The sequence below is a fragment of the Erwinia sp. ErVv1 genome, from assembly GCF_900068895.1.
Taxonomy (GTDB): Bacteria; Pseudomonadota; Gammaproteobacteria; order Enterobacterales; family Enterobacteriaceae; genus Erwinia.
The window spans coordinates 112,460-112,679 of sequence record NZ_CDPK01000003.1 but is presented as its reverse complement, the minus strand read 5'-3'; positions in this window follow the sequence as shown (position 1 = coordinate 112,679).

Genomic DNA, 220 nt, shown 5'->3' with positions numbered 1-220 from the left:
TAGCGCAACGGGCACTACCCGCAGGCGACATTCATCGGAACCTTCGTACACCATGCGCCCCCACAGGCAACATCTTTGCAGCATCAGGCTCCAGTGACAACACGGAGTCTTTGGCAAAGATGGTTCTTATTTACAGCGTTCTTTCCGTTTCCACACCTGATCCAGAGTTTCATATAACCCCGAAACCGCTCTTACCCGCAGCCAGCACAATGCAATAAGC